The organism is bacterium (assembly GCA_020854115.1).
Classification (GTDB): domain Bacteria; phylum Patescibacteriota; class Saccharimonadia; order CAILAD01.
Window position 1 is genome coordinate 1 of record JADZGC010000017.1, and the last position, 26,807, is coordinate 26,807.

The 26,807-nt window shown below is 44.2% G+C and carries 18 protein-coding genes and 1 tRNA gene; 8 read left to right on the forward strand and 11 right to left on the reverse strand.

The genetic code is table 11. From position 1 onward, the window contains the following. Positions 1–262: 262 nt before the first annotated feature. Positions 263–1,060: a PH domain-containing protein gene (locus IT415_03205; protein ID MCC7543688.1), complete on the forward strand. Its 798-nt coding sequence runs from the start codon at positions 263–265 to the stop codon at positions 1,058–1,060. A 195-nt stretch (positions 1,061–1,255) separates the two neighbouring features. Further along, positions 1,256–1,738, forward strand: a complete 483-nt coding sequence (locus IT415_03210) for a hypothetical protein (protein MCC7543689.1) — start codon at positions 1,256–1,258, stop codon at positions 1,736–1,738. 19 nt (positions 1,739–1,757) lie between these two features. Here the strand turns inward: IT415_03210 and IT415_03215 are convergent, their stop codons facing one another. The 4 genes from IT415_03215 to IT415_03230 are packed head-to-tail and all read right to left on the reverse strand — an operon-like array spanning position 1,758 to position 4,008. Beyond that, positions 1,758–3,023, reverse strand: coding sequence for a hypothetical protein (locus tag IT415_03215; protein ID MCC7543690.1), 1,266 nt, complete (start codon positions 3,021–3,023; stop codon positions 1,758–1,760). 35 nt (positions 3,024–3,058) lie between these two features. Beyond that, entirely contained in the window at positions 3,059–3,244 is a 186-nt protein-coding gene (locus IT415_03220; protein MCC7543691.1) for a hypothetical protein, read from the reverse strand. Position 3,245: 1 nt separating this feature from the next. Then, positions 3,246–3,554: a hypothetical protein gene (locus tag IT415_03225; GenBank protein MCC7543692.1), complete on the reverse strand. Its 309-nt coding sequence runs from the start codon at positions 3,552–3,554 to the stop codon at positions 3,246–3,248. Between the two features lie 31 nt (positions 3,555–3,585). Continuing rightward, positions 3,586–4,008, reverse strand: a complete 423-nt coding sequence (locus IT415_03230; GenBank protein ID MCC7543693.1) for a cupin domain-containing protein — start codon at positions 4,006–4,008, stop codon at positions 3,586–3,588. A 100-nt stretch (positions 4,009–4,108) separates the two neighbouring features. Here IT415_03230 and IT415_03235 point away from each other — a divergent pair. From IT415_03235 to IT415_03255, 5 genes are all read left to right on the forward strand, one after another. Next, positions 4,109–4,185 (forward strand) — tRNA-Trp (locus tag IT415_03235). A gap of 279 nt (positions 4,186–4,464) precedes the next feature. Next, on the forward strand, positions 4,465–4,662 hold the full coding sequence (locus IT415_03240; protein ID MCC7543694.1) for a helix-turn-helix transcriptional regulator: 198 nt from the start codon (positions 4,465–4,467) through the stop codon (positions 4,660–4,662). A gap of 2 nt (positions 4,663–4,664) precedes the next feature. After that, complete coding sequence (locus tag IT415_03245; protein MCC7543695.1) at positions 4,665–5,885, forward strand: adenine-specific methyltransferase EcoRI family protein; 1,221 nt, start codon at positions 4,665–4,667, stop codon at positions 5,883–5,885. Then, positions 5,882–7,045 (forward strand): DUF262 domain-containing protein, encoded by a 1,164-nt coding sequence (locus IT415_03250; GenBank protein MCC7543696.1) that lies wholly within the window; start codon positions 5,882–5,884, stop codon positions 7,043–7,045. Before IT415_03245 ends, IT415_03250 begins: the two co-directional genes overlap by 4 nt. Before the next feature lie 27 nt (positions 7,046–7,072). Then, complete coding sequence (locus IT415_03255; protein ID MCC7543697.1) at positions 7,073–8,608, forward strand: hypothetical protein; 1,536 nt, start codon at positions 7,073–7,075, stop codon at positions 8,606–8,608. Positions 8,609–8,931: 323 nt separating this feature from the next. Here the strand turns inward: IT415_03255 and IT415_03260 are convergent, their stop codons facing one another. The 4 genes from IT415_03260 to nirK all read right to left on the reverse strand — a co-directional run bounded on the left by IT415_03260 (position 8,932) and on the right by nirK (position 18,694). Then, positions 8,932–10,176 (reverse strand): ABC transporter permease, encoded by a 1,245-nt coding sequence (locus tag IT415_03260; GenBank protein MCC7543698.1) that lies wholly within the window; start codon positions 10,174–10,176, stop codon positions 8,932–8,934. Next, entirely contained in the window at positions 10,169–10,957 is a 789-nt protein-coding gene (locus tag IT415_03265) for an ABC transporter ATP-binding protein (GenBank protein MCC7543699.1), read from the reverse strand. The genes IT415_03260 and IT415_03265 overlap by 8 nt, the downstream gene beginning before the upstream one ends. A 2-nt stretch (positions 10,958–10,959) precedes the next feature. Next, positions 10,960–16,338: a discoidin domain-containing protein gene (locus IT415_03270; GenBank protein MCC7543700.1), complete on the reverse strand. Its 5,379-nt coding sequence runs from the start codon at positions 16,336–16,338 to the stop codon at positions 10,960–10,962. A 1,099-nt stretch (positions 16,339–17,437) separates the two neighbouring features. After that, entirely contained in the window at positions 17,438–18,694 is a 1,257-nt protein-coding gene (nirK, locus tag IT415_03275) for a nitrite reductase, copper-containing (GenBank protein MCC7543701.1), read from the reverse strand. A 121-nt stretch (positions 18,695–18,815) separates the two neighbouring features. On the opposite strand from nirK, the gene IT415_03280 reads away from it, so the two are divergent. After that, positions 18,816–20,468, forward strand: coding sequence for an FAD-binding oxidoreductase (locus IT415_03280; GenBank protein ID MCC7543702.1), 1,653 nt, complete (start codon positions 18,816–18,818; stop codon positions 20,466–20,468). 116 nt (positions 20,469–20,584) lie between these two features. Here IT415_03280 and IT415_03285 read toward each other — a convergent pair whose 3' ends face one another. The 3 genes from IT415_03285 to IT415_03295 are packed head-to-tail and all read right to left on the reverse strand — an operon-like array spanning position 20,585 to position 26,676. Next, complete coding sequence (locus tag IT415_03285) at positions 20,585–21,229, reverse strand: hypothetical protein (protein ID MCC7543703.1); 645 nt, start codon at positions 21,227–21,229, stop codon at positions 20,585–20,587. Positions 21,230–21,233: 4 nt separating this feature from the next. Beyond that, positions 21,234–24,374: a hypothetical protein gene (locus IT415_03290; protein ID MCC7543704.1), complete on the reverse strand. Its 3,141-nt coding sequence runs from the start codon at positions 24,372–24,374 to the stop codon at positions 21,234–21,236. Between the two features lies 1 nt (position 24,375). Further along, positions 24,376–26,676, reverse strand: coding sequence for a lamin tail domain-containing protein (locus tag IT415_03295; GenBank protein ID MCC7543705.1), 2,301 nt, complete (start codon positions 26,674–26,676; stop codon positions 24,376–24,378). Positions 26,677–26,807 lie beyond the last annotated feature (131 nt).

Here is a 26,807-nt window from a genome sequence, read left to right on the forward strand (position 1 = left end):
GACCATTTCAACCTGCATCTCAAAGAATGTGAATTCGGGTATAATATGAGACATGAGAACATGTACACAAAGTTACTCGAACTGCTCCGAAAGGAAGCACGTAACTAGACTAAACTAGTCTTGAACCTAATTAATTATGTTTAGTTTTTCGTTGTCTGATAGATTCATATCGGTATCGTATCTAATCATGGCTAATCAACCTATAGATGCGTTTCTCGCTCATGCTTTCACATCTGTCCCCCATCTGGCAATATAGAGAGCAATGGCAAAATCCTCGACAACACAAACCTCATCCGAGATCACGCTATCGAAGCGCGCCTTCTGGTATTTTTTCGGCTACCACGCTTGGCAAGTCATCAAGAAATTCGGGCTCTGGACGGTCATCGCGACTGCAGCTGGCACGAGTGTGAATCTTATTCGTACCGCTAAGATCTTCGGCATGTCGGATGGCGAGCTAGGATTAGCGTTCTTGCGGCCAGCCCCTTACGTCGCGGCTTGCTTCGTGACGGCCGTCGTGCTCCATGGCATGATTCGCGGCCTCATCTCGACGCTCAGTACCAAATACCGCCTGACGCCACAGGGTGTGATGCTCGAGCTCGGCTGGCTAACTCGGACTACGACCGTGGTAAGCTTCGAGCAAATCCAGCGTATGACCATCGTCTCAAATCCATACGATCGTCTCTTGAAGGCGGCGTATATCAATCTTGACCTCATCGGTGGTGCGAATAGCATCCAGCTTGAAGCGATCGACAAGACCTCGGTCGAAGATCTGTATGACGTGCTCGCAAACGCACGTATGCAAGCCCTGCGCACCGTGGCGCTCAATACCCTCGAGCTGGAGCGTAAACTCGTTGAGCCGGAGAAGAAGGCTCGGAAGCGCACTGGCTATCGTACGGCAACCGAGAAGCAAACTACTACTTACAAGAAGCCTGCGCCGAAAAAAGTTGCCAAGAAACCAACTGCGAAAGCCGCGCCGAAGAAATCTCCTCGCTCGCGAGCTGCAAAATCAAAACGAGCTACCTCGAGGGCAGCTCGTCAATCTCAGCCTGTTAGCACCTAAAGACTCCTTTTACTTACAATAATCGCTTGTCTTCCCGGCAGTTCCGTCGCCCGCTATCAAGCGGCTTGACATGCTGCTTGGTCTGTCGCGTTGCTTTTTTTTGGGGGTCTTTTTTGTCGCCATAGTTAACATGTTAAGCGTAGGCTGACGACATGTCAAAAGCCGTGATACAATGACGAGGTTTTGGAGAACATCATGGAAGAAACAACCACTACCACAGAAAAACCTGATACATCAAAGACGCAAGAGATCGATACAAATACCCCTGAAACGGGCGAGCCAACTATCGCTGAAGCTAAGGAAATGGCGGCGACACTCGACTCAATCCACCGCCTTGTGATTGAAGCTGCAGAGACGCGCAACCAATTGGCTGCTCTGCGCGATCAGCTCAAAGATGTGATGGAAAATAACCCAGAGTATCGTCAGATTGTCGATGAGATGAAAGAGCTCACGAAGAAGCGCGCGGAGGCGAAAAAAGCGCTCGCTGAAGATAAGGATTATCAGCAAGTATCAGCCGATCTAGATGACTACCGCTTGAAGCTCAAGGACATCAATGAGATCCTCTCACAACACTTGGTCTTGTATTACAACCAGACAAGCTCAACCAAGATCATTGACTCAAATGGTGAGACTCGCTCACTCATACTCTCGGCCAAGCTCGGCAAGACCGAAGCCTAGTCATACGACACCATAGCTCCTAGCTCAGTCGCAGGTCCGTAACACCGGCGAATTTTGCTATCTTCTCCGCATCACTCTTGATACCTTTCACCGAGTTGTAGATTGTATCGGCAAATAAGCCAACCCCGAGACCTACAAACTTATTGATGAGTCGAATCCGGCCCAGCTTGTCCGCGCGCGTTCTCTCGGCAGTAATATCTTTCTTGAGGAGCCCCAGGGCAATATCTGCAGTGGCTTTCTGAGGGTTACTCGCGAGCTCTTGAGAGAGGTCGGGGTATTCGGTTAGCATTTGTCGCGAAATTCGTATGGCCGATTCTGCCGAATACTGTGGATGTAGCGGTGAGTTGCGACGCAAGTCTTGGTCGAGATCATCCTGTACTCCTTCAAGCCTAGACATGTTTGTTTCTACAGTATCGCCTGCCTGTCTGCCTAGTGGTCTCGCTTCTACTTCACCATAAACACTCGTCAAGACTTCTTGTGTGGCTGATTTGTCTTGTGCGATATCCTCTGATAATGATTTAAATTTTTTTGACTCTCTTCTGTCTAAGAGCATGAGAGAAATTTTATCAAGGGTAGTCCGGCATGAAAGATATGCGCCGAGAAACGGGAATACTCCATCTATAGCTTCGGCGATCGGCTTCACTTGCTCGGGTAGATAGTTTTTTGCCGTAACAGCAGCTGCACCCAACACACCAACACCGATCGCGATTCCGCGCATGACTTTGTTCTGGCGGATACGGTCAACCATTCTGGTGGGCTTTTCTTTGGTAAAATCGCGCCTGGATTCTTCTCGATAGAATTGCTCACGAGCAACCGCATCAACGATGATGTGTCCGTATGTGCCGAGCAAATCTTCGCGTGACAAAGTGGTCTCACCGGCCTGATGAAGGCTAATCTTGGTAATTATTTGCTTTAGGTACCCAGAGCTTAAAGCATTCTCTGGAGATATTTGCAGTACATCCATCAAATAGTCGCTAAAGCAGTCGAAATATTTCCGCTCGGCTTCTTTAACTTTTGCTTCTCGGTCGGAGCGATGCAGAAGCTTGCCTGACGAGTCTTGCTGAGCATACACATAAGCTTTTCGAGCCTTTGCCAACGCTACATCGCTGTCGCGCACTGTGTTCGCTTCTGTTTCGAGGTCAGCATCGGATTCACTCTCGACTGATCTTTGATATTGGCCGTATATTTTGAGAAGTGCAACTTTATTTGTCGCGTCTATACCAGCCTGCGTAAGCACTTCTCTGCTGCCCTCATCAAGCTCCCCTGACCCATCGAGAGCAAGCAACGCACGAATCGAAGCATTCGTAAGCTTTGACGCCCCTAGCCTCTCCTGGGCCGCTCCAGCTTCACCCTCGCGCGCCGCAGCACTATTTTATAATCACGATAGAGTTCAACCTCCTGCCGCGCAAGTATGTGCCTTAGATCACTTGATAATCGCGCAGCACGATCGGGGCCCTCTTGTCCATCAACTTCTGAATTATTCGTGAGTTCTGCTGTGCTAGGCATATTATTGAGGCGTATTCTTCAGGCTAGTCCGAACCGCTAAGACACCGGCATGCAGATTCTGGATTTTCTCATTCTGTATGCGCTCAATTCGAGTTGATAGATCTGGTACTTTTGATGACAAGAAATCTTGTAACTGTACCGTGGCTTGCGATGTGTCTTTTGCTAGTATTTCTTCGAATACTACTTTATCGTGTGGAGGGAGTATGTCCTCAAGTTCTTCAGCGAGGGCGAGTAGGACGCTTTCTTGAAGAGCTGCAATGACGCTCGAGCGCTGCGGCTCGGGTAACTCCATAATCATCGAGTCATTCATACTACGATTATATAGAAGTTGTGCTTATTGTCTAAGCCTCGCCGTGCTCGCCCGCTTCGGCGGCATCTGCTTCTTCCTTAGTCTTGTGTATCGTGCCTGGTGCATGCTCGGCTGGGCTATAGAGGGAGTAGACTTTGAGGTCACTGTCACCGATGTTTTTGACATTGTGCCACGTGCCTGCGGGTATGAGCACTGCTGTGTCGGGCTGGAGCTCGGCGGTTTTCTCTACGCTTTCTCTGCTCTCGCCTGTCAGTAGTTCGGCGGCGCCAGCTTCTACACGCAAGAACTGATCAACATTGCCATGCACTTCCAGCCCAATCTCACTGCCTACTGGAATCGACATGACGGTCAACTGGGTATGCTCCCCGGTCCACAGCGTGGTGCGAAAATTTGTATTATTCTTGGTCTCTTCTTCAATTTGTACTACATATACTTTCCTATCATTCTCGGTCATGATGGCATCTCCCGTTTACTCCTCTATTATACGCGCTCGCGCCTACCGATTCTATCTGATAAATGCTATAATGCTGGGGTTCAGCACGAAATATATGTAGAGGGGTGTAGCTCAGCTGGCTAGAGCGTCGGTCTCCAAAACCGAAGGCCGCAGGTTCGATCCCTGCCACCCCTGCCAAGTCGGATTTTGAACGAAGCTCGAACCTTTTTCGAGCAAGATAATTAAATCCCGCCCTGCGGCTCGTCCGCCGGCATAGCCAGCGGCCCAAACCAAAAGATTTTTCTTCATGATTGTTTTGAATTTCGGCGGGTGGTTTTTTCTTTTTAATTGAATTCGAAAAATATTTTGGTTTGCCGAGCTAGCCTTACAATAACACCATTTTTCTGGTAACATTGTAATGTAGTTTGAGGTCAGTTTTCTCATTCCACCCATACAATTTAATGTTACTATTTTAATATGGTAGAGTCAAACAAAGTAAAGAAGTTACGAGAAAAGTTAGGACTATCCCAGGAAAGGCTGGCTCGGTTAGCCGATGTCTCAACTAACACGATTATCAACATCGAGTCTGGCAAACAGACAAATCCTACGATTTCAACAATAAAAAAGATAGCAAAGGCGCTCAACGTTAGTGTTGATGAACTGTTAAGGAAATAAGCATGGCCAAGTATCTTACAAGCGCAAAAAATGCAAAAAACGATGAATTTTATACTCGTTATGAAGATATATCGAAAGAGGTTGAGGCATATCTAGACTTTGACCCTGATGCTTTCAAGGGCAAGGTTGTCTACTGCAACTGTGATGACCCATTCGAGAGCAACTTTTTCCGTTACTTTGCGCTTAATTTTAAGAAACTTGGCCTCAAGCAACTCATAACGACCAGCTACAAACCTTCTCCAGTTGCCAACACGCAGTTGGGACTGTTTGGAGATGATAAGACGGTAGCAACGTCCAAAGGTCGTCCAAAAGTAACCGCCAACAAGTTCATCATCAATGAAGTAAGTGATTTTGACGAAGATGGCTCGTTCAATCTTCAAGACGTTGCAGAACAATTGAAGGCAAACAAAAACAATGAGTGGTCGCCTCTTGAAGGAGAAGGCGATTTTAGAAGTCCAGAATGTGTGGATTTGCTAAAGCAGTCAGATATTGTAGTAACCAACCCTCCTTTTAGTCTATTCCGCGAGTATGTGAAGCAACTGGTTGATCACAAGAAGAAATTTGTGATTATTGGCAACATGAATGCAATCACCTACAAAGAAATATTCCCGCTAATCGAAGATGACAAAATGTGGCTCGGTAATGGCTTTCATGCGGGCAACGCATATTTCTTTACTCCCAACGCGCGTGAATACGCCTCTGGTGTATATGACGAAAAAACAGGACTCGTAAAGTTTCGCAACGTTTGTTGGTTTACAAATATGGATCATGGCAGACGCCACCAACCACTGCCACTAATGACTATGTCCGATAACTTGAAATATTCGAAGCACAAAGAGATTAAGGGCAAAAAGGCATACGAAAAGTATGACAACTACGATGCTATCGAGGTGCCATTCACCGACTCAATTCCTGATGACTATGATGGAGTTATGGGAGTGCCGATTAGCTTTCTTGACAAATACAGCCCTGAACAGTTTGAGATTGTCGGTTTAACTTCAGGCCGAGATGAGTTTAAGGTTGGGCCTTCGAAAAAATACCAAAATCCTCAACAACATAACAAGGACGGCTCCCTAACAAACGGCAGCAAGACAAACACCCGCGCAACTATACTTCTAGATAAAGTGCCTGACGGCATTTATTACACGGCTGATAATGCGGATGGCCCGCTAATGATAGTTTATGCGAGAATCTTGATTAAGCACAGAAAGGCGAAGAAATGAAAACAGCTTTGAGAACCGACATCACAGTCAAAGATATTTGCGACGGATTTGTTTATAACGAGCTTGAAGGAAAAGGTTTGTTTGGTTTGTCGGGCAAGCTGACCATTCAGCCAGAGTATCAACGAAACTACATTTACGCTGACGGCAAGAAAGATGTTGCGGTCATTCATTCAATCCTAAAGGGTTATCCGATAGGCTTGATTTATTTCAATAAAGTAAGCGACGATAATCTAGAAGTTCTAGATGGCCAGCAACGTATTACTAGCTTTGGGCGATTTGTGAATGGCAAGTTTGCCATTAAAGACGAAAATGGAATGGAGCAATATTTTAGTGGTATTGCTGCCGATAAGCAGGCGAAGATTCTAAACACCAAACTTCTTATCTATGAATGCGAAGGCACTGAAAGCGAAATCAAGGAGTGGTTCAAGACCATCAACATCGCTGGTGTTCCACTAAACAGTCAAGAGCTTCTGAATGCCGTGTATTCTGGACCATTTGTAACTCTTGCCAAAGAAGAATTCAGCAACAGCCAAAACTCTAACATCCAAAAATGGAGTGCGTATGTTTCTGGCAGCGCAAACAGACAAGATTTCTTGGAGCGAGCACTCGATTGGGTCAGTAAAGGAAATATTGGCAACTACATGAGCCGCCATCGAAAAGACGATAACATCACTGAGCTAAAAACCTACTTCAATACTGTGATCGACTGGGCTTCGAGCGTCTTTACTGATGTTGAGGGTGAAATGCGCGGGCTTGAATGGGGGCGACTATACGAAACCTACCACAAAAATTCCTACGACCCTGCTAAGGTGTCCGGTGATGTGCATAAACTTTACGGCGACCCTTACGTCAAGAATCGCAAAGGAGTTTTTGAGTTTATTCTTGGCGGCCTTACGGACACAAAACTACTGGATGTTCGTGTCTTTGACGAAGCAACCAAAAAATCAGTCTACGCTACTCAGACGAAGGCGGCAGAAGCTAAAGGAACGTCTAATTGCTCGCACTGTGCAATTGGACACGATGTAAACAAAGAGAAAATATGGAGCCTGAGCGACATGGACGCTGACCATGTTGCCGCCTGGAGCAAAGGCGGCGCAACCTCTATCGATAACTGCGAAATGCTATGCAAGACCCACAACCGCGCAAAAGGAAATCGATAAGGTATGCCGAGTCTATCGTGGCAAACGATGGTAGACTTTGTAACCTGTATTGAGCGATGGCTCGACATAAACCTATCCCATGAGGCGTTGATAGCTATTCCAGCCTTGTTTGTTGCTTTGCTTGTGCCAATAGCATTCTTCTTGATGGAACGCAAAGACTTATACGGTTTTGACAAGAACGTTATTCTGGACAAAATTGTGCTGGCTAGAGTATCCATACCAATGGTCTTTCTGGTATCCATAGCCCTGTTATTTAACATAACAACTCTGTCAGTGCTTTTCACCACCTTGCTGCTATTGGTGGTTATGGTCGTCTTAATACGAGTTTATAAGTGGATGGCGTCAGTAGAAATCTTGAAATACAAAACCACTTACAAACAAGATATGCGTCTACGATTTATACGTAGTATAAAAAATGACATCGAAAAGGTAGACACTTGGGCAATCATCTTAAACGATGAGAAACTACTGGAAAAGAACCAGCGTGGGTTGGTTGCAGAGTTTATAGCTGCCGTCAAAAACATAAAAGACAGCAAAAACCGCTACCCTAAGTCCAATTTACTCGGACTAATGAGCCGCAACGTAAGTAAGGTAGACTTTGCTGATATTCAATCTTACGATGACTTAGTGCAATACTCTATTGAATATTTTCCGGAAATGCGTAGAGTCCGTACGCAAAGAAAACAAGCGACTAACAAAACTAACCAAGAAACCTATCCTCCCTACCAGCAGAAGGAGCTGGCTATCAACCTACTTAAGATTGCTTTGGACAAGAAGATTAGTGATATTTTTGATCACATATACTTTACCGCTATCAAAAAGTATATCGCAAAGGACGGCGTAGACGAGGCTGGGTTTATTCGTGACTTCTTACCAGCTTACGTGCATGTTGTTAAAGAGAACGAGGAATATGACGCTAAAAAACTCTGGCAAGAATTGTCCGATTGGGTTGTGACCAAAGAACTCCTTTCTAAAGAGGAATCTCGGCAAAAGACCATTTCCTTATTGAACGCCTACATGGACTCCATAGGACAGCGGGCGCACGCAGATACAGAATTGCCACAACACGAAGTAAGAGTTATCGACGATGTAACTGAGCGCATGCTGCCAAATATAAACGTGTCATTCTGGTTTGATATCATGACTTTCTACAACAGTGGTTGGGGCTTAGATGAGGGCGAGGATAGCACACATGGTCAGGTCAGAAGTCACGTAAGTAGAAGGAGAGATTTTGGGTCATTTAATGCTCTTGGCGATATAGATTGGAGTGATAACGAAGAGGAAAGGCTGAAGGCATACGAGGCAGAAGCCAATAGACAGGATGAGGAAACTATGTATATCTTAGGACTTATTTACCCTTGGCTGCGTAATCCCAAAGAAATTCAAAAAGTTCTCAACCAGATACAAATCATAGAGAAAGAAAAATTATTTGATACAGAGAGCCACGAAGCACGACGGCTTGAGTCATTAAAGAATCGCTTTGAGAAAATTAGAGCTTACACCGACAAAATGATAGCCGAGCAAGACAGTAAAAAGCAGAGCAAAAAGAAGAAGCAAAAATAGAGTTTGTCGCTAGACCCGCGCCGAAGGCGCGGCTGGGGTGGGAGCGGCTCCCTCACTTGCTTTAGCAAGGGAGGCAAACCAAAATATTTTTCGAATTCAATTAAAAAGAAAAAGCCACCCGCCGAAATTCAAAACAATCATGAAGAAAAATCTTTTGGTTTGGGCCGCTGGCTATGCCAGCGGACGAGCCGCAGGGCGGGATTTAATTATCTTGCTCGAAAAAGGTTCGAGCTTCGTTCAATATCTCCTGCCATACAGAACTTTCAACATATAGCCAATGTTTATATAAGTATTGATTAGTTTTGTTCGTGGATACCCTGTAGCTATTCGTCTCGCAATGAGTCTACAGGAGATATACTTGCTGCTCGTTTCGCTGGAAAAATTGCGATAACCACACCTATAAACGTCATAAATAGAATACTGAGAAGAGGTAGCCACCAAGGAGAAGAAACGACGGAGAAGCGCTCTGTGATGCCGCGGCCCGAAGATATCCCGTTCATGACTACATTTAACACAATACCCATAAGAGTTGATAGCGCGATACCAAAGATTGCGCCAATAAAGGACAATAATATACTCTCGTAGAGGAATAGTCGCATAATATCACGGTTTCTGACCCCCAGGGTAAGCATCAGGCTTATTTCCTTTGTTCGTTCAAGCAAGGCGACAGTCAGGGTATTGAACATGCCCAAAATAGCGATAAACATTCCGATTGCTCCAAACAGAACCAAACCGGCATTTACATATTTGAATAGTTGTTGAATCTGCGCAATGGTGTCAAGCGGTGATGTGGTTTCTAGGCCTAGTGCTTCAATATTTTTGCGAACATCATCGATTTTGTCAGTAGAATTTACCTGAAGTTTCAACTGCGTGTATTTATCTACTTCGGCTTTGGCAAAAATAGACGATTGGACAAAGAGTTCGCTGCTACTTTCGTTATTTGTAACACCTACGATCGTTACATCTTCTTGAATTTTTTTTGGCTTGTTGGCTTCTGCGTCAATCTGCAAAGCTAGGTTCATTTGTTGTCCGATAATATCATCAGCATTTTTGTTGATTGTACGGAGAGCAGCTGCACTGATGATGGCTTGGCTGCCGGGATTGGCTGATTCAAACCACTTGCCCTTAGACATATGTATCTCTGTTAAATCCTTGTAGGCATTGTCTACTCCATAGACTACTAAGTCGCTAGAATTCGAATCTGATTTTATTGTTCCTACACCCGTACTTATGCGTGATACAGAGTCTACATTGGCTATATTTGCTAATTGATTAGCGGTTTTATCGTTTAATTTTATGATCTCAGAATTGGGTGTTGTGACGTCAACAATCTTTACCGAGCTATTCCCTACAATCTGTTGGGTCACGAGATTTTGTAGGCCAAGCCCTAATGTGAGTAAGAAGTGAATAGCCCCAACCCCAACCATAACGCCTATAATTGTGAGTGATGAACGAAGACGTTTGGAGAGCAAATTTCTAGCAGCAATAAAAGCTATGATTTGTAAGCTCATTGATGTATTTGGTTTGCCCCGAAATAACTTGAGCTTGGAGAGAAGTTTATTATACATCAGTTTTGATCCGTCTTAGCTCTTTGATGCGCTGTTCTGTCTGCTTGAAAATTCTTTCTGCTGTGCTCATATGCTGTTCTTTAGGAATATTGGTAACAACTCCGTCTTGGATATTCAGCAGATTATCAGCAAATGAAATGTACTCCAGGTTATGTGTAACAAGAATGATGGTGCGCCTGAATTCTGTTTGGCAGTTGGCGAGTAATTTCATTATCTTGTCTCCATTTGCGGAGTCCAGGTTTCCAGTTGGCTCGTCAGCAATGATGAGCAAGGGCTCGTTTACCAATGCTCTACCGAGTGCTACCCGTTGCTGCTCGCCACCAGAAAGTTTGTGAGGAAATTTTTTAGCATATGGGGTCATGTCAATTCTATTTAGTATTCCATAGATGATTTCATGAGCTTGTTTTTTGGTGTATCCGGTTGCATATAAGGGCACAGCTAGATTATCAACAACATTAAGACTCTTTACCCAATAATTAGTTTGGTGAACAAATCCTGCCCGATTTGCTCTATACCTAGCTAGCCTATCAGCGTCTAGATCGTACAAGTTTTGATTTTGCACATAAACCGCTCCAGTTGACGGCTTCTGTAAACCGCCCAAAACATTTAGAAGTGTTGATTTACCGCTACCCGATGCACCATATATAATATTGAAGCTATTTGCTCTTAGGCTAAAACTGACATTTGTGAGTGCGCGAACATCCGCATCACCAACCAGAAAATCTACTGATACATTTTCTACTCTGACGATTTCACTTTGGTCTTGTATATTTTTCCGCATACCTAAAACCCGAATATTCCTCTCAAAGCATTAAGCACTATAGAGATTATGCTTTCTGATGCCTTCCCAATTATAGCGGACTTAGTTGAGCCTTGTGCTTCATTATTTGATCCATCTCTCGATACTGGTTGCATAGTATACACACTAGAGGTTGACAGATCTGACACAATAACCACATGTTCGGTTGTCAGACTATTTGCCCCACCTGTACGGTTGTTTAAGTTCTGTAGGCTTGCTCCTTGACCATAGGCTACTTGACTGGTATCTTGTTCGTCGGTAGTCCAGGAGACAACGGCTTGGCCTCTTGCTTCCACACCTGTGCCTTTGATTGATGCCTCAATTCGCAGGTTAGAAATCTTTGGTGGTCTGGTATCCAGAGCGGTTTTGAAAGTTTGACGGTCAGATGTTGCAAGATTGCCAGCGACATCACGACTCTCAGCTATGAGGAAGTAGTCACTGTTATCTTGGAGATCGTTAATGGTCATTTCGTGTTCGGTAACAAGCTTGCTATTAGCAATAGTCTTGCCTTCAGTTCCATTCTTACCATAGTTTACTGTTGACGAGGTAGGGACATTGGTAGTCCAACTCACCAGCTGAGTACTGGTTGGCTGGTCTTTGACAGGTTGGAACTTCAAATTCGAGATGGCAGGGCGAGGGGGTGTGGTGAAAGAATATATATCACCGGTATATTCACCGCCTTCGCTGTCGAGCAGAGATATTCGTAGCACATAACTGGCGCCATCGTCTAAACCATTTAGCTCAACCTGATAGGTAGATTCTGACAGCGAGGTATTTATCTCTGTCTTGCCGCCAAAAGCATCTGTCTTGCCGTAATAGACTAAAGCTTTGCTGGCATCTTCTGAGGTAAACTGCACAGTTGCACTGTTTAGTGTTGTTTTAATAACCTTAACATTTTTTACTATTGGCGCGGGTGCCGTTGTGAAACTAATTTCGTTTGATACACCGGTATTTCCGTCTTCGTCGGTCCAACGAGCGACAAAGAAGTAAGTTGTCCCCGCCTTGAGATTATCAAGATCAACAATGTGACTAGTTACTTGTGATGAGTTGCTAATTTCCGAAGCAAAGTAGCTACCGCTGCTAGTTCCAATTGCTATCTTACTATCGCTTTCTCGATTTGTAACCCAGGTTATTTTTGCACGCTTGGTTGTAACTTCGGACACTACAGGATTTGAGAGCATTTCAGCTGGTTCAGTAAACTTCCCTGTCGGGATGATATTGGTGACGGTACTGTACGCACCGCAGTTATTAGCGCTATCGCAGGCACTAATTTTGTAATAGTACCTAGTCTGGCTTAATCCACCGTCAACATAACTCAGCCCAGCAGTGGTAGCAATTTGGGCAAAACTATTGCCGTCGGTAGAGCGCATAACTTTGTAGGTAGCAACCCCAGAGCCCTGATCGACCGGAACTGCCCAGGATAATGCAACCTTCCAGTTGCTTGTCGCTTTTGTAGAAACATCAGCAATTTCTACATTAGTCGGCATGCCAGGAGCAGAGGTATTGGCGGTAAAGGTTACGCTACTTGCCGTAGCATAGTTAATGTTATTGGCTTCGTCCTTGGCTACTACATAGAAGGTATTATCCCCGGGTTGTGTTGCATATGGACCAGTCGGCAATGACGTTTGGCCAGCACTTGTGAAGTTACATGTATTTATTGTTGGCAACGTATTAATGGTATAGCAATATTCTAATGACGAAGGCTGGCCTACGAAGCTTGATGGTTCATCCCAGTCGAAACTAAAGGCGTTGTCTGTATTGCTAACGGGAGAAACTGTTACATTGCGAGGAGATGATGGAGCAGAAGTATTTATCTTGATGACTGCCGTCGTGTAGGTAGTAGAAAAGTTACCAGCCTGGTCAACGCCTCGGAAGTAGATAATATTGTTCCCTTCTATCAAGTTAGGATAATCATAAGTTGCATCAGTGCGATAAGATCCATTGTTGGGCAAGATATCACTCGTGTCTTGATTACCGTTATGATTGGCTCCATACCAAATACCCTCACCGCCTATGCGGTACTGAAGCCCCAGCAGTCCGGAGTGGGCATCGTTTGCAGATTCGCTACCGGTAGTTGGCCAAGTAAGGGTTACATCGCGGGTTGCCAAAAACTGCGATGGAGCAGAAATAAATCCAGGTGCAGCAGGAGCCGTATTATCAAATTTGAAGCTGAATGTTTCGCTTCCACCAACGAAAACATTATGTGAGTGATCGAGTGCTTTTATATGTAAAAAGTACGGGTCAGTAGACGATGAGAGAGCTGATCCTAGATAGCCAGATACAGCCAAGTCCAATTCGGTCGTAGCTATAGCAAAGGGGCACGTGCCATCGGTATCCAGCGGACTGCTGCCCAAAATGCCCTTGTCACTTACTGGATCTGCTAGTTCGCTCTGTCCAAGATATAAACAGTAGCCCTTAATGCCGCTTGCACCTGGATTGCCATCGTCTTGTGCAGGGTCCCAAGTAAAGTCTGGTGTGTTACCCGTTGCCCATCCCTCACTTGGAACTTGTGCACCATTCTTAATCTGGTACATTGCGATATTGTCCGCATTTGAGGTAGGAGGATTAATATCGGGGTTAATGGTAACAGTTACACTTTGTAGCGTAATATCTTGTGCTCCATTGCTTGATAGGAAAGCCTTCCATTTGAACTGGCGAGATCCTATGGGAAATTCCTCGATATGTGCATTTATATCTACTGCCGTATTGTGGTCAGTTGCGCCGGCAGTTGTCCAAGTAGAACCATTGTAAAAGTACCATGTTGTACCATCATCATTCGATATTTGGTAGTATATTTCCCCGCCATTCTTGCTTGCGTTTTCTGTAAATGTCTTCCAACTGGCAACTGCAGGAGGATTGAAAGCAATATTTGATGTAATTGTGGGCGAGTCGGTTACTCTACGTTTACCAATGAACGACGCACCGCCATCCGTAGTACCAGCAATCATGGTGTTGCTATCAGCTATATGCAGGGCAGAAAATTCGTCACTCGCCAGATCGGGCTTGGTGGTTTTATCTATTACCTGTCCAACCGTTGGAGAATTTGACGTAGCGCCATCGATCTGTATAATGCGTCCGTCCTCTGTAACACCACTATTCAACAATCCAAAATATTTATTAGAAGATGCATCGTAAGCACCTGTTACGATTCCTTCAGGAAACCATTGGGGCATGGTGGTATCAAATAATCGAACTTGGGTTATCGATATATCCCCGTAAGTTAATGGTTTTTGGTACTTAATACGAATATGTTGGGCGGTAGTTGTTGGAAATGATATACCATGATTAGGCTTAAAGTAGGTTCCATAGCTTAGAAGTCCATTAGACATGTTGTTAGCAGTCGCTAACTGAGTCACTTGACCCTTGTCAAAGTGATCGGCAAACATTTTGAACTCTCTTATTCCCAAACCGTACGTACTAGCACCGTTAGGGCTAGTGGCGCGTATACGAAAAGCTTTGGCGGTAACATTGTTAAATGTGGAAACTCGCGATAGCTCTGAGTTGTTCGTGACCGTGTCAAGCGTCTGCGGATTACCGGCCTCGAACATTGTTTTGTAGATTTCGAGTTCTGTTATCGATACCCCAGGTCCGACTTTGCTGGCAGTTATATTTATCCGCAGATACCTTGCATTGACAGCACTACTGAAAACAATCACTTTCTGAGACTCCGAATTGTTAGTTACTGTATCGGCTGTTATCCAGTTTGAGTTATCATTACTGTATTCAATAGTGAAATCCTTTGGACCATCGGCGCCGGAAATGAAGGAGATTCCCTTTATAGATTGTTCACTACCCAAGTCGGCACTTAGCCATTGAGGCGTTGAAGTAGATGGGGTAATGTTGGTGTGCCAAATAGTGTTTGGTGATACATCGAACGCCTGACTAGGGACATACCCCAAATAACTAGACGAGGCATTTGCTGAGCTTATAGAGAGTTTTTCCGTAGCTTCATCGCTACTTTCAATGAAATAATCTTTAGGGGCATGTGCTTCGTCAGTAAATTGTAAGTCTACCGAACCTACAGATGTAGGTGAAGTAAATACTTGCTCGATCGTCTGGCTGGGGTAGGCAGTATAACCAGTAGCAGACCAAAAATATGTGCTTACGTAGTTGTCATTGACCTTGCTTGCAACATTATCAGGATGGTTTGAATAATAACTACCGAACTTGGATAATGCTGTAGCGCCAGAAGCTATATTGGCTGATGTACCGTGAGTACTTGACTCCATAGTATAGCCATTAGGCAGGTTACCGCTAAACCACTGCCTGAGGTAATTGAATGTCTTTTGAGACCCTAAGTCATATTCAAGCTCTTGGCTTCTGTCGCGTAGGTAATAAAGCGAATTATAACTAGTCCAGATAGGGTCAGAATCTAAAGTTGCAGTTTCTATATTTGTTCCGTTGTAATAACGTGCAAAGGCACTTGCGCTAGATGTGACAGCGCTTCCCCTACTGTCACTTGTAAAGTTCTTCACTGTAGACTGTGATACTGTAGTCCGATTCTCTTGAATTACAGAAAGGCCATCATCTGTTTCTACAATAATCGTATTGTCACCCGCGTTTGCCGTAGAAGTGCCCACACCAATGTGTAATCCTCGGTATGTAGCATAGGCGGTAGCCGGCCCTTTTGTTGCACCGGGAAACCACCCCCTACTATAGTACACATCAACTGCGTTATATGCCCAGTCCGCAGCAATTGTAGTAGCGTTATATTTAACCATAATCGGCGAATCTGGGTTTAATCCGTTAAAGTCTCGAACGGCATAATATAGGGTGCCGTCGGAAACAATCCTGGTGCCATAAATATAGCCTGCAGATGATTTGTAAATACCGGGTGTGCCGGTCTCGTCCTTTATAAGGTGAATGTGTGTTTGTGTTCCAACTGCTAGGTATGTCTTTCCACTCAGAACCTCGGCATCTATATCAAGAACGTTGTTATTCCCTAATGCCGGGCTAGTAGACGTTGTGTAGCGATAGCTACCAAGTGGCGTGTTGTTGCCCAACGAACTAATCTGCCAACGATATATACCACCATTTTTCCCGGCATATAAATAGCCACTTTCAGCTGTAATTGTCGGAAAACCACCACCGGCAGTTATGTAACCAGTTCTTTCCCAGGTATCTTGGCGCAAGACATCGATACCTAAATCGGTAGATACGAAGTAGTAGGTACTATCGGCCGCCACATCCAAGACCTTGTTGGATTGCAACTTGCCGCCAGCGGCAGTAAAGTTTTCTATTTTGTCCAATAGACTCAGGCGCAAGTTATTGTTGTTTGGCTCTATCTTGCCATTGTCATAGGTATAATTTGCCGGGTTAGTGAAATCCCAGGTGTGAGATGTTTCGATGGCATAAGCCCTCATATTCAAACCCACTACAACTACTAAAGCAAGCAAAACAGCTGCGGTATGCACATGCCCATGGTGTAATCCTTTCCAATTCCAAGAGTGCCATCTACGATACCAGTCAAGCTTATTCATAAGGTGCATATGTGGACGATGAGCACCATGGTGTCTAGCTTTGGCGAAGAAAGAGCCGGCAATCTTGACTGGCTTAGTTGTAGTAATCCTACCCGTTAAATACTTCAGTTTTCTGCCAGGTGCAGTAACTGTGCTATAGACCGCGCTCTGTTTTGTCCTGCCTATGGGAGTATGGGCTTTACGAGTCGACGCAGGCACAGTTCGCCAACTTTTGCTAGCGAGCTTTCGTATCGCAACAATCAATTTCCATAGTGTTTGTTTCACCCTATGATTTCCCTACTCCCCGTGCGTGATTAATATAGATATTTTAAGATATTGCTTATGTATGTGCAATTTTTAATTTAACGTCGATAATATTTACTATAGAATGCTTCTGGGTAGAATGGTTGTTTTTATGACTACTCAGATTAACAGATAACCGACCGTGGTTATTTAGGGTTGTTTTTCTACCACAACTTTTCTTAACAACACTTGCCACTAAGCGATTGGCTTTTCTCTAAAGCCTAAATATACCCTTCAAGACACTAAATATGGGGAGTATACTTTCTGCATGCTTTGCCGATTATGACAGACTCGGCTGAGCCTTTGGCTTAGTTATTTGACCCATCTCTCGATACTGGTTGCATAGTGTAGATACTAAAGGTGAAAGATCTGATACAACAATCACATGTTCGGTTGTCAAATTGCCTGCTCCATCAATAAGATTGTTTAAATCCTGCAAGCCTGCTCCTTGACTATGGGCAACCTCGACAGCAAAACTGGAAGCCTATTCCAGCGATAGCCTGTACATAAAAGTAGTCGCTTCACCATCATCGATGAGAGCGACTTTAATAGGCTGTTTTTAATTAACCTCCAAAAGGCTGAATGCCATCATACTATGCATTAGCGCGAACAATGTCCAGCCCCATAGCATGTTTATGCTGTATTTAACTGCTAATTATAGCGTAAAGTCACTTGCGACTCCGCTACTGGCGATCTTGGATCATTTGGAGTGCTGATGCTCTGTCGCGCTAGCACCACCAGAGAAAATGTCTGGATTTTTCTCTCCGGACACATCTAGAATCGCCCAAGCGCCCTTATTCATACGAGCTAGGGCGTGATCCACTAACGTGTATTTGCCCGGCACATCGAGCTTAAATTCGACAATTGTTGAACCACCCGGCAAAACAGTGGTGGTCTGAACATTTTGCAAGATTGCCGAGCCTGATCCTATCGCGCCTTCTGGATAAACTGTGTCAAAAATCTCACCGATTATATGAAAACTCGATACTAAGTTTACCCCGCCGTTACCGACATACATCCGCACCTTATCGCCTACTTTTGCTCTCATTCGTGGAGTCGTCTCGATGCGTCCATTGAAGGTAATATAGGTAGGATTTCCATCCAGCAGTGCCTGCGGATCAAACGCCAGCAGACCCTTGCGCCCTATTCCGCCTTGGGTATACAGCTCGCCCTGAACGACATAAAACTCCTTATCAACCGGCGGCAGGCCTTCCTCTGGCTCGACCAATATCAGGCCATATTGCCCATGGGAGTTATGCACCGAGACATTAGATGTCGCACAGTGGTAGATGTAGAGACCTGGAGCCAGGGCTTTCCAGCTAAACTCCTTGGTCTCGCCGGGCTTCACATTTGACACTGTCGCTCCACCACCCGGACCAGTCGTGGCATGAAAGTCGATGTTATGATAATGCAGACTGGACAAATCATTAGTCAGACGCACCTTGACCGTATCCCCCACTCGAACTCGCATCAGTGGCCCGGGCGCCGTGCCATTAAATGTCCAATAGTTATTGTAGACTCCGCTATACACCTCACCGATCACTTCCTTGGTAGTAAGACTTAGCTCCACCGTCTTTGGATCACGGCGCCCAATTGGCGCAGGCACGGCATTCGGATCCGCGCCGATGTCTTTTACTTTCTCGAACTGATTACTGCGAGTCAGAAACTCAAATAGGTTGTAGAGCGGTAATGATGGAGGCTTTTTATCGGCAGTCTGAACATGCATAGTCGGTGGCATCGCAAAATGCAATGGATATGGATTGCGCCCAATAAATACAATAGTAGCCCCAACCAACCCCAGTAGAACCATGCCGGCAAAGGCGATCTTCTTACGGCGAGATGTTTTCTTGGTTTTCTTGGCAATAAATCGAAAAAAACCACTAATCTTTAGTAGCCCCACCACGACCGCAATGATGAAAATCCAGCCAATTATTTCGAGTATGATATATCTAAACACAATAACCCTCCAAAATGCTTACCTTCATCATAGCAAATAATGCCAGTCAATCAACTATGAAATTAAGTAGAATCTTACAAGGATTGGCGCTAAACTTTTCAAAACGGTATGATAAGTAGTAATGAATCACAAGCAAGCCATTGAGTCGTTCATACAAGGCGAAGTTGACGACTCTGCCGAAACGAAACAGAACTTCAGTCATGACGCCAGTATGTTCGAGCTAACGCCCGAGCTAGTGGTGGCACCAAAAGACAGCCAAGACATCCAGAAGCTGGTTAGCTATGTGGCAGAGCATAAGCGCCATGACCCCACTCTATCGCTGACGGCTCGCAGTGGTGGTACCTGTATGTCTGGAGGCTCCATAAATCAATCGATTATTTTGGATATGAATCGGCACTTCACCGCTATCGGCAAAATCGGCGATCGTATCGCCAATGCCCAGCCTGGTGTTTTTTATCGAGACTTCGAAGAAGCCACTCTCAAGAATGATGTTTTGATGCCTAGCTATCCGGCCTCGCGCGATTTGTGCACAATTGGCGGGATGGTAGCTAATAATGCCGGTGGCGAACGGAGCTTGCAGTATGGAAAAACTGAAGAATTCGTCAAATCGCTCCAAGTAGTCTTCGCCGACGGCAAGGAATATACCGTGAAGCCACTCGATAAAGCACAGCTAAAAAAGAAAGTGGCGCAAGAAGATTTTGAAGGACGATTGTATAAACGAATATTTCACTTGGTCGATAAAAACTATGACGCCATCAAGTCAGCCAAGCCCGGCGTTTCAAAAGACTCCACCGGCTATCACATCTGGGATGTTTGGGATAGAGAGACTGGCATCTTTGACATGACGCGCTTGATTGTCGGCTCCCAGGGTACACTCGGCATCGTTACTGACATTACCTTTAGGGTCGTGAAAGCACCAAAGCACTCCGGTACGCTGGTTATTTTCTTGCGCAGTATTAAGGATCTCGGCAAGCTGATCAATTCGGTGATGGAGTACAAGCCGGCGACATTTGAAGGTTTTGATAATTACACCCTGATGTTGAGTTTTCGCTTGTTTGCCAACTTTCATAAGCGAATTGGTTGGTGGAATACTATCAAGCTAGGAATTCGTTTAATACCAGATGCCCTCATGCTTCTGCGAGGTATCCCCAAGATGGTCTTACTGGTGGAGTTTCAGGCAGATACCGAAGAAGAAGTCGCCACCAAAGTCCATGAATTTAGAGAAGGTCTGTCGAGCTACAAGCATCAAGCATTATTTGAAGAAGATGAAACTGAAGCAAAGAGTGCTAAGTTTTGGATAATGCGCCGAGAAAGTTTTAATCTACTTAGGCAAAAGATAAAAGACAAACACACTGCGCCATTTATGGATGACTTGGTCGTTCCGCCTAGTGTTTTGCCAAAATTTTTGCCCGAAATTCGCCGCGTGATAAATAAATACAAGCTTCTGGCAACTATCGCTGGGCATATGGGCGATGGTAACTTTCATATTATTCCCCTCATGAATATCGAAAAAGCCAGTGAGAAGGCCAAACTTGAGCCTGCCATGAAAGAAATCAACGCAATTGTGCTAAAGTATGGCGGCTCATTGTCTGGTGAACATAATGACGGGATGATTCGAGGTCCATGGCTAGAAGCCATGTATGGCAAGAAAGTCCTAGGTTATTTTAAAGAAGTCAAGCAAATCTTTGACCCTCAAAACATCTTCAACCCCCACAAAAAAACAGATGCCAGCTGGAAGTTTTCGATGGCGCATTTGCGTAAAAATTTTGATTAATATCGGGCGTGGCTAGTGGTTATAAGATAGGTAAAAATCAAAGACGAGCCTAGAGCCTTCTTTTGCCAAACCCCCTAGTCTTATTGCGCCAGCACGCTTATAACTTGATTAAACCCCTATAAACTAACAAGATTTTTGTATATCTGCTCTTTTAGTAAACTTCCATCTTTTGTGGTTATAGCAATAACGGTTAGTTTATTATCTTTTAGGATTATGAGCTGTTTTGACTGCTTATCTACAAAAGCATTGTTATTAATCGGTTGATAATCTTGTTTTTGCCTCACCCTCTGTAATGTATCAAATGCTATTTTAGCACCATCTTTTTTCTTGAAAACTCGCTGGGTAATGATAATAGAGCTAATGGTCGATTTTGACTTATCATCAACATCATAAGCACAGGCAGACACCGTTCCTTCATCGGTTTCGGTGGTCGGAATCGAAACTTTGGCTGTAGCAATTTTTTGATTTATGGCTTTTTGAATATTATCGACCGTGTAATAATCACAAGTGGCGCTTTTTGCGTCCTTCGGGATGTTGATTAAACCCTCATTGAGGTCTTGGGTCTGCTCTTTTTTATTATCGTAGATTACTTTTTTTTGATCTTTTTGATTACTAGCGGACGCGATAATAAAAATAATGCCAGCTACGACAACACCAAAAAGAACACCGATAACCGCGGTTCGTATTCGCGCATCTTTAGGCAACTTATTATGATATCTTTTTAGGTACACAAAAAGAGATTGAATTGATTTTTTTATCATTTACCTACTCATTCTTTCGACCCATGCTGTGAGAAATCATTTTTGTGGTAACTACAATTATTGACAAAGCCAGGCCGGCCCAGAACCAGATACTGTCGCCCGTATCACTCAATCGATTACCCATATTACTTATTGCGTCATCAATAGCTGAACCCATACTAGCTTCTACCCCCATGCCAACTGGGTCGGTAATTGAGCTGTTAGTGTTATTGTCATTATCTAGCACGCCACCATCTTGGATGGTATAACTAACGGTTGTTACTGTGTTACCCCCGATATCGGCTGTCGCAATAGATCCGTCTGACAGATTGTCGTAATTTGACCCCAGCAATTTGCGCAACTGGTATGTTTGCTGGTCGTAAACTTTGTCATAATACAGTGTAACATTAGCACTGCCACCAAGCGTATCGCAGCTAAGCGTAAAATCGGCAAGCCCCAGTGGATATTCATATTGCGGGTCGAGAATTGATTGTCCCGCCTCTGGCAAAATAGCAAAGCTAGTAACTTCGTCGCAATCCCCAGATACGGCTAAAGTAGTGTACTCGCCTGTAAGGCTATTTTGCACAGTCACTACCCCAGCTTGCAATTTATCAGCGATTCCGTCATTATTACCATCTCCGTTTGGCGCCAGAGTATCTTCATCTTTGTCAGAGGCTCCGTCACCGTCATAGTCATTAGCTGTTGAATAATGCCCTGCGGCCATATTATTCAACTGTTGAGCTAATGAATTTGTTATTAATGCTTGACTGCGATAGGCAATAGCATGACTGAGTATGTAATCTGGATCATCTATAGTTGCCCCAGTACTAACGATATTGTCAAAATCTTGAGAGGCATCGTTTACAAGTGCGGTAATATCGGTTGTAATTGACTCTCCAGCCCCTATGGATGTATCGGACCCATAATAGCCACACAGAATGGCATGGTAGTCTGGGTGGTCAGCAAATACCGTCCCAGCGCCGAGCGACGCAAGAGTACCAGCATCAACGCAATTGATATCCGGATTAGATTGAGAAACATAAGTCAGGTTAGGAGGCAAATAATCTATAAATAAAGAAGTGTATAGTGGATTTATCCCGCCCAGATCAAAGACAGTAGGGTCTATTGGTGAAGGTCCGTCATTGATGTAGTCCAATTTGTACTGGACGGTCTGACCATTAACCATATCTTGGGGGTTGAGTAGCGTCTTATTAGCGCGGACATCCTTGGGTGATTGTGACGATGCAGAAAAGTTATTGATCGGATATGCTAGCATGCCATCTATTATATCTCCACCCCCATTTCTAATATTTAAGATAGCTATATAATCGTTATCAAATGTTCCAACGTTAACGCTAGAATAGTTAGTAAAAATTGGATTAGAATCGTCAGTAACTGTAGCGTGCAAAGTATAGCTAAAGCTATCACCCGCTTCGAGGATGTGTGGGGAGCCACCCGTATAGCTACAAACAGCTATGCCGTAATTAGAGTGATTGGCGAGCAGTGGTCCATAGAACACAGCCGAACCGTCGCCTAGATAAGTACAGCCAACATCACCAGTTGTGCCGGCAAAAGTCAGCTGTGGTGGCAGAAAGCTTTGGGTAAGAAAGTTCCCTGCAGGATTCTGACTATTAAGCTGTGATATATCTATTGATGCTGGTCCATTATTGCGAATAGTCATGGAATAATTTAGTGTATTGCCATCCGCAAAATCTTGAGGGTTTAATAGTACGCTTCTCAGAGACAAGTCAGATTCAAGGTTTTGACCATTACTGCCAAATTCACTTGTCGCACCAAAACCACTCGGAGTAGACGGATCGATTTCGGTGGCGGTTAGGGTGAGGTGGTCATGACCAGTTCCGCTAATAGTATGACTAAATTCTTGCAGTCCAGTGCCAGCGCTTACGATATTAGTATAGCCCACATATACTTCGCCTTGATTTGGATTAGCTACGGCATTTCTAAAGAATTCGATGCGATAATTGCCGGCCGGCAAGTCAGCAGTAAAAGTTATCTCTGTGTTGCCACCCGTTTCGGTAATGTTGGTATAGCCAGGAGCATTCAATAGGTCGTTCGGGCCGGTGTCGATATCGTAAGCGTCATTTGCAGTTACGCCATTGCTCCCAAGGTCAACGCCTATCCCTGTATTATCATGGATAGCATTTTGACTAATTGCTACTTTGGAAGCGTTACCCGCAACTGCAATACCAGAGCTACCACTATAGCTCATTGCGTTTTTGGAAATAAATACATTATGTACCGTTCCTAGGGTTTGGATGATTGGTAAAAGAGAATTCCAGTTAATAATAGTATTGCCTTCGGTGGCAGTAACGCCACCGATAGTCACATCTGAAGTATCGTCTTTTAAAACAATGCCGGAGCCAGATAATTGGGTTGAGAAATCCATAGTTAGACTATCTGAACCTACTGAGATATTATTCCCCTGGATAGTTAAGTTTTGAGTTTGCTTTGTATTTAGTTTTTCGGCGACAATGATTCCAGACTGCCCAAAAGCTAAAACATTTCGTTCCGCTGGGTTAGATCCTCCTACTCGACTGCCATGCGAACCTTTTATACTGAGCTGGGCTTCTGCTACCACGGTACTGCTACTTAATGATCCAGTAATATCTGTTCCGATGTAACACCCACTAAGTATGAAATTATCAACGCCATTAATTATCACATCCGAGACTGCCGATTTGCTGATATTAAGACCTCTCAACTCAACATTATCACCCTCAACGACAATACCCCCACTCTGACTATTATCAATCGATACTCGTAATGTCCCGTCCATTGCTTCTGGCCAGGGCTGAGTGTTAGGTGTAGCATCACCTTGAGTGTAGCCATTTATCAGTACACTTTGAGTGATGTTTAACGATGTTTGTGGTTGAATCGTTTTGTCACCAGCTCCAGCGATATTGAAGTTAATTACATCCTGATCACCAGGATTGCCATTGCTATTTGCGTCGGTAATAGCTTGGCGTAAAGAGCCAGCACCAGTATCATTAGTATTTGTAACCGTAAAGCTGGCTGGCGCAGCAACGGCTTTACTGTCTGTGATTGCCGATATTGCTAGCAGACTCGATACCAGCAGAGTAATAAATGACGATATTATTAATAGCTTGCCAATAATTGGTCTTGAGTTGAAATATCTCAAGTGCATCTTAATAATTCCTCGTATCGATCGTAATATTGGCATCGGTTTTTAATGTGAGGCTGCCACTGTTGCCCAGATCATTATTATATTGACCGGCCACCAATACTGGGTTATGGCTGGCCTTATAGCCAACATCATCTCGCAATATATAGATTGAGCCATTGGCTGGTATCACTGTACCGGCGGGGATAGTATAATTTATACCCTCAATTGTCCAATTCGATAGGTCTACCGCCGTGTTAGCACTATTCGACAGTTTTATATATTCATCAGCATTATTGCTATTTGCCACAACCTCTTCAAAAGAAACCGATTCTCGTTCGGTTTGTGTCTGCGAAGCTGGTAGTCCGTGGCTAATGCGTTGAAAAGTATTATAAATTTGTTTTTGTTTATCTATCCCCCAATTTACACTACTTGCATACGATGCGGTTGGCTCTCGTAAAAAATAAGTAGTCTGACTACCCCAATTTAGTGCCTGTGGCCATTTGGCAAGATCTAAGTTTATATCGCTCAACTGTTGCGCCTGATAGGAAGCAAAAGTGTCTCGTAAGCTATCTGAAGAATAGATTTTATCGACTATCGTCCTCAATCGTCTTAGATACATATCCCTAAAAACAAGATTTTGATAGATAGGTTTTTGGAGAAAATAATAGTCAACATTACCATCTAAGTCGTAAAGACTTAGAAGTGGCTTTACTCCCCAGTGACTACCGTCTAAATCCCATAATAGCGATGACCAGCGGTGAGTAGTTGTATTATAGCGTAATACCAGATTACCAATATCCGACATATCATTTTGTGCGATAGCTGATCTCGTACTCATAAAATTAATTTGGTTAGGCAAATCGACATTATCCAGCAAGTAATCATCTAATGCGGAATCATTCCTATCAAAAGCTAATAAATCATTCATAAATTGAACCGACCTTGTGGTATCAGGCGCACCCGATAAAACTTCATGAGGACCATTGTCATATAATTCATCATTATCTAATCCGACATTCTGGCGCCATTCAGACCCGTACTTATCAGCATAGATATAAGCGCCCTCGAATTCGCCATTTTTGTTTAATCTGGATTGCACTATATCCGGATTTAATAAGTCGGCTTGTTCTGCAACCCACCAACCAGTCTTAAATTTAGCGAGGGTGGAATGCTTGACAATGCCCAACATATTAAATTCGGCGATGGCTAAATTCGCTCCAGTTGGTTGCACTGAGTAGCCACTCGGTAACTTAAACTTATACGATAGCTTATCTTCCCAACGAGAATCGTTCCCCCTAACTCGAACCTTGGTGTTATCAAACACATCATTACCATACGCTAGAACGCAATCTACATAAGCGTTATCAAACCGATGACTAGCCGATAGGCTGTTATAATCAGAATCAGCGATAAACCATTCTAGAATCGGCAGATTACTGGTTACGCTCGGGTCTTTTATATAATAGCCGTGATAATTCATCGAGTCATTTGCACTAGGGCTAGTACTTGTACCACTACCATTGGTAGCAGAAACTTTAAAACGCACGAGGGTTTTGATGGCTTGTCCGGGAATTTGTGCACCATACACATTGTCGCCGGATGCACCATCATTATGCGCACCGTCATCATACATAGTTAGCACTGTATCGGCATCAAAGTTTATTTTATAAGCTAGCGTTACGCTAGATATACCAGATCCTGTTACCGTCGCAGTGATATTAACAGGAGTGCTGGCAGTAATATCGTTTGGATCGGTTACGCTAGCGATAGTTGGCAAAGCCAAGCCAACGATGGAGTTTTGCGCCAAAGGCGTTCCGCCATTGCCCATACTTGCGCCCCAGTTGGCTGGGTCAGATGGATCTAGATTGGTAGCCTTAAGTTCTAAAGAAGGACCGCTACCATCAGGACTGGTTGGCCATGGCGAAACATCATCGTAGCTGACTGAACTTATCACATTCGAGCTGTTATCTATAAGAGTTATGGTTTCCCCACCATTTGAAAGGCTCGATCCGGCATATGAAGCACTAGCCGATACTCCATAAGTAGCCAGTGTCTGGACAGTGTCTGGTGAAATAATTAGGTAGCTATTAGCATTAATGATTGTTCCTGGATTAAAAGTCATGGTCGTAAGAGTCACACCACTGCTAAAACTCCAGCCGCCAAGGTCAATATTTGCGCCAGTAGTATTATAGAGCTCAATAAATTCATCATTCTCATTGCCCGTACCTGGCTTGTACATGATTTCATTAATAATCACATCACCCGAAGAAGCTGCCGAAGCCTTATAGACTTGTGTAGCAAAGGAAATCACACCAGCACTCACGATCAACGATATTGTTAGTAGACAATATGCGACAAATTTATTTTTCCACCGAACCATAAGTTGTATTATACGTGGAAAGTGTACTATTGCAAAAACAAGGCTATAAGACAGAGAACATAATGACCGGATTC